At 67.1% G+C, this 3,823-nt stretch carries 6 protein-coding genes; 4 read left to right on the top strand and 2 right to left on the bottom strand.

Annotation, left to right across the window (positions count from 1 at the left end; genetic code table 11):
• Window positions 1-81 precede the first annotated feature (81 nt).
• Together OXG30_12290 and OXG30_12295 are read right to left on the bottom strand one after the other, a co-directional pair.
• A complete protein-coding gene (locus OXG30_12290; protein MCY4135672.1) occupies window positions 82-498 on the bottom strand; it encodes a hypothetical protein in 417 nt (138 codons plus the stop codon).
• Window positions 495-743 (bottom strand): hypothetical protein, encoded by a 249-nt coding sequence (locus OXG30_12295; protein MCY4135673.1) that lies wholly within the window; start codon window positions 741-743, stop codon window positions 495-497. Before OXG30_12295 ends, OXG30_12290 begins: the two co-directional genes overlap by 4 nt.
• Window positions 744-1,002: 259 nt before the next feature.
• Here OXG30_12295 and OXG30_12300 point away from each other — a divergent pair, with 259 nt between their 5' ends.
• From OXG30_12300 to OXG30_12315, 4 genes are all read left to right on the top strand, one after another.
• Window positions 1,003-1,224, top strand: a complete 222-nt coding sequence (locus tag OXG30_12300; protein MCY4135674.1) for a hypothetical protein — start codon at window positions 1,003-1,005, stop codon at window positions 1,222-1,224.
• On the top strand, window positions 1,211-1,525 hold the full coding sequence (locus OXG30_12305; protein ID MCY4135675.1) for a type II toxin-antitoxin system PemK/MazF family toxin: 315 nt from the start codon (window positions 1,211-1,213) through the stop codon (window positions 1,523-1,525). The genes OXG30_12300 and OXG30_12305 overlap by 14 nt, the downstream gene beginning before the upstream one ends.
• 129 nt (window positions 1,526-1,654) lie before the next feature.
• The gene (locus OXG30_12310; protein MCY4135676.1) at window positions 1,655-3,280 is read left to right on the top strand and encodes an AMP-binding protein; all 1,626 of its coding nucleotides are present in this window, start codon (window positions 1,655-1,657) and stop codon (window positions 3,278-3,280) included.
• The coding region (locus OXG30_12315; protein MCY4135677.1) for an alpha/beta fold hydrolase at window positions 3,277-3,823 on the top strand (547 nt) is incomplete at its 3' end. The genes OXG30_12310 and OXG30_12315, both read left to right, overlap by 4 nt.

A 3,823-nucleotide genomic window follows, 5' to 3' on the forward strand; every position in this document is an offset into this window, starting at 1 on the left:
AAACCCAACTGGACACTGCTCGACGGCCTCACTCCACGCTAAAACGCGAAGAGCCAGCTTGTCGGGCTCGCCATCACGAAGTCATCGTCGCTGGAGAGTGCAGGTGCCTCTGTCGATCTTGACGGCGAAGCGTTCGATGATGTCCATGCCGACGAGCACGTCGAAGCCTTCTGGCCGGCTCGGAATCTGCCAGAACGTGCCGAAGCCTCCTCCAAAGCCTGACTGGCTTCCGGGACTATCGAAGCGCAGCCCCATCCACAATCGAAAGGCGGGAGTCCTGACTCCCGCGCGTCCGAGTGAGGCGACTCGCTTGTAGGTGTCCGGTGCCAGCGTTGCCGTCGCCGCGAGGTGCGCAATCACGCGCTCCGAAATGCCCGACTCTTGGGTGCCAGTGTCGATGAGCCCGGTGAACTTCCCGCCCTCTCCGGGCACTGCCATGGCTACTTCGATCTCGGTGACGAGCTGTCGCTGCTGGATCTCGATGACCCGCTCGCTCACCCTGCTTCACCGAGGCCGAGCGCGCTCACGAACACTGGCTCTGCACCGATTTCTTGAAAAGAGAACTCGCCTCTTCGGTACGTCTTCATGCCGGCGGCGAACGCAGACTCGCAGTCGCTGTATAGGCCCACGACCTCCTCGTCGTGCATGAGCGCGACCTTGCCGTTGTGCTCAGGTTCGAGCTCGGCTCGATGACGCGCTTCGTACGCTTCGAAGTTCTTGAGCGCCTGAGTGACCATGGACATTCCCCACGCCGATGAGGATTCGACTGCCACCCCACCGGACACGTGTCAACGTAGTTCCAAAGATACGCGCACACCTCAGGGATTTTGAGGCTCAAGATCGCCCCAGAGCACAGGCTCGGTTGGTTGGTGGCGGCAGATGGAGCCCGTCGGAACGGACTTGGGGGATGGTCGGGGGGCTCAGTACTTTGAGAGGCGTGGTCGTGCGGCAGCTGCAGGCGTGAGAGATGAGCCGGAGAGCGCGGTGAGTATATTTATTGGTATGCCTGAATCGACTACCATCAAGGTTTCGGTGCGGACTCGGGATGCCTTGCGTCAGCTAGCCGATCGTGAGGGGCTGACGTTCGACGCACAGATCGAGAGACTGATCCGGCGGGAGCGCCGGCGCATCATCGGGGCTCAGCTCGCGAGCGCGCCGCTCGATCCCGTTGAGGAAACCGTGCTCGATGCGTCAGCGAGCGATGTCGCCGATGCAAGCGGGTGACATCCTCCGCTGCGACTTCGGGACACCGGCGCGGGGCGAGCCGGGGTTCGTCCGACCGGCGATCGTCGTCACGTCTGACGATGTGCTCGAGTTTCAGCAGCATGCGATTGTCGTCGTCCCGTGCACGACCACGAAGCGGGGATGGCTGAGTGAAGTCGACGTTGCGGGCTTCGGTGTCGCCCAGGCGCACCTGCCCACGACCCTCAGCGTTGACCGCGTCGTTGAGGTGACGGGCACGAACGTCGGCCCCGTCGCGCTGCGACAGATTCGAGAACTCATCGCCGACCTGATCGGACTCTGACCCAACCGGCTGACCGGGGAAGGCGTTTGCCGCTCACCGGCTCTGCGCTACAGCGAAATCGCTCTCATGACTGCCTAGCGAGCCTGCGATACTCCCGGGGACGGACTCAGCGGCGAACGGGGGAGCGCCGTGAACGACAACCGGGCAGAGCGCTACCGCCGCGCCGGATGGTGGACGGGCCGCCGGCTGATCGATCGATTCGAGATCCATGTCGGCGAGGGCCCCGAACAGCTCGCCCTGGTCAGCGACGGCATCGCCATGTCACGGTCCGAGCTGTGGCGCGACGCGGGCATGGCTGCCGAGCAGATCCGCTCGCTCGCCGGGACCGCCAGGCGGACCGTCGTGATCCTGCTGCCGAACTGCGCCGACTGGATGGTGATGTTCCTGGCCGTGTTGAGGGCGGGCCATGTGCCGGCGACGCCGCCTGTCACCACGTCCGAGGCGCATATGCGCCACATCTTCGAGCTCACCCGGCCGGCCTTGGTCGTCTGCCCTGGCCAGGGTCCGGGCAACCGTCCCGCAGACGCCGTCCGGCGAGCCGCCGCCGCAGCGACCCACGGGCCAGTCCCCGTGGCGGTGGCAGAAGGGGGCCGGCTGGCGCCCGACGGCGCACTGAGCTCCCCGCCCGTCGCCGGCAACGTGCCAGAGATCACCGCACACCTCATGTTCACGTCGAGCACAACCGGGCCGCCCAAGGCGGTCAGCCACTGCGAGGATTCGCTGGCTGCGCTCAACATGCAGTTCGCCGAGCGCTTCGATCCCGACCAGCACACGCCGGTGGTCATGCCGTCACCGCTCGGCCACAGCGTCGGTGCCATTCACGGCTGCCGCCTGTCGCTGTTCGTGGGTGCGCCGCTCATTCTCCAAGACGAATGGGATGCCCAGGCGGCCTTGGAGCTGGTGGCCCGCCACGGGGCCGAATTCACGGCGGCGGCGACACCGTTCCTGCTGGATCTGGCCGATGCCCGCTGGGAAGCCGGCGAGCCCAAGCTGGCGTCGATGCGCAGTTTTCTCTGTGGCGGTGCCCAAGTGCCGCCCGCGCTCATCCGGCGCTGTCGCGCCGAGATGCCGAACACGTTTGTCACCCCGCTGTGGGGCATGACCGAAGGCGGTCTCACCACCTGCGTTCGGGCGTCGACCGAATCCCAGGTCGAAACCACGGTGGGGGTGGGACTGCCCGGGCTGGAACTGCGCATTCTCGATGCCGACGGGGTGTCGCACCATGCAGGCAGCGGCGAGCTGGTCATGCGCGGGCCGGGGGTGTTCAACGGCTACTACGGCCAGCCTGAGCTGTACGCCGCGGACTCGGTCGGCGACGGCTGGTTCCGCACCGGCGATCTGGCCCGCATCGACGCGGACGGCTACGTATCGATCACCGGACGACTCAAAGACCTGATCATCCGCGGCGCCGTCAACATCTCGCCCGTCGAGACCGAGAACGCGATCGCCGCCCATCCCGAGGTGGTCGGCGTGGCCGTGATCGGATGGCCCGACGAACGGCTCGGCGAGCGCATCTGCGCAGTAGTCCACGCCCGCATCCCGCTCAGCCTCGATGAGGTGCTCGCCTTCTGTGCCGAACAGGGACTGCCGCGCCGCTACTGGCCCGAGCGTCTGGTGCACGTCGACGGCTTCCCGCGCACAGCGGCAGGCAAGATCCGCAAGCAGCAGCTCCGCGATGAGCTCGTCGCTGCGGGCAAGCCTGCTGAGACGACGCCCGGCAACGGCGCCGGCCCGGATCGCGACACGGTTCGATGAGCACTGTCGAGCTGGGCGACATCACGGTCAACTACGCCCGGCACGGCTCGGGACCGCCCGTCGTGCTGCTGCACGGACTGGCCGAAGACCATCGGTCCTGGGCTGGCACCGCCGGCCATCTCGGCAGGTTCACCGTCTACGCGCTTGACCTGCGCGGCCACGGCCGCACGACAGCCGGCGAGGGCACCGGCACGCTGTCGCAGCTCAGCGGCGACCTCGACGCGTTCCTGCGCAACGTGACCGGCCCTGCCGCAGTGGTCGGCTACTCGCTGGGCGGCACTATCGGGCTGCGGGCAGCGACGGAGCCCGGCACCCTGGTCAGCCACCTGATCGCGATTGCCACCTCGTCGGTGGTCGGCTCGGCTGCCGCCGAGTTCTTCGCGGGACGCATCGCCCAGCTCGAAGCCGGCGACGCGGGCGTCTTCGCCGCAGGTCTGCGAGACGACACGGCCGCCCAGATCGTCACCCAGTCAGACATCGACGCCGTGACCGCGAGACGACTGGCTGCCATTAGCGACGGCAGCGGCTACATCAACGCCGCCA

This window comes from bacterium, from assembly GCA_026708015.1.
In the GTDB taxonomy this organism is placed as follows: domain Bacteria; phylum Actinomycetota; class Acidimicrobiia; order Acidimicrobiales; family Bin134; genus Poriferisocius.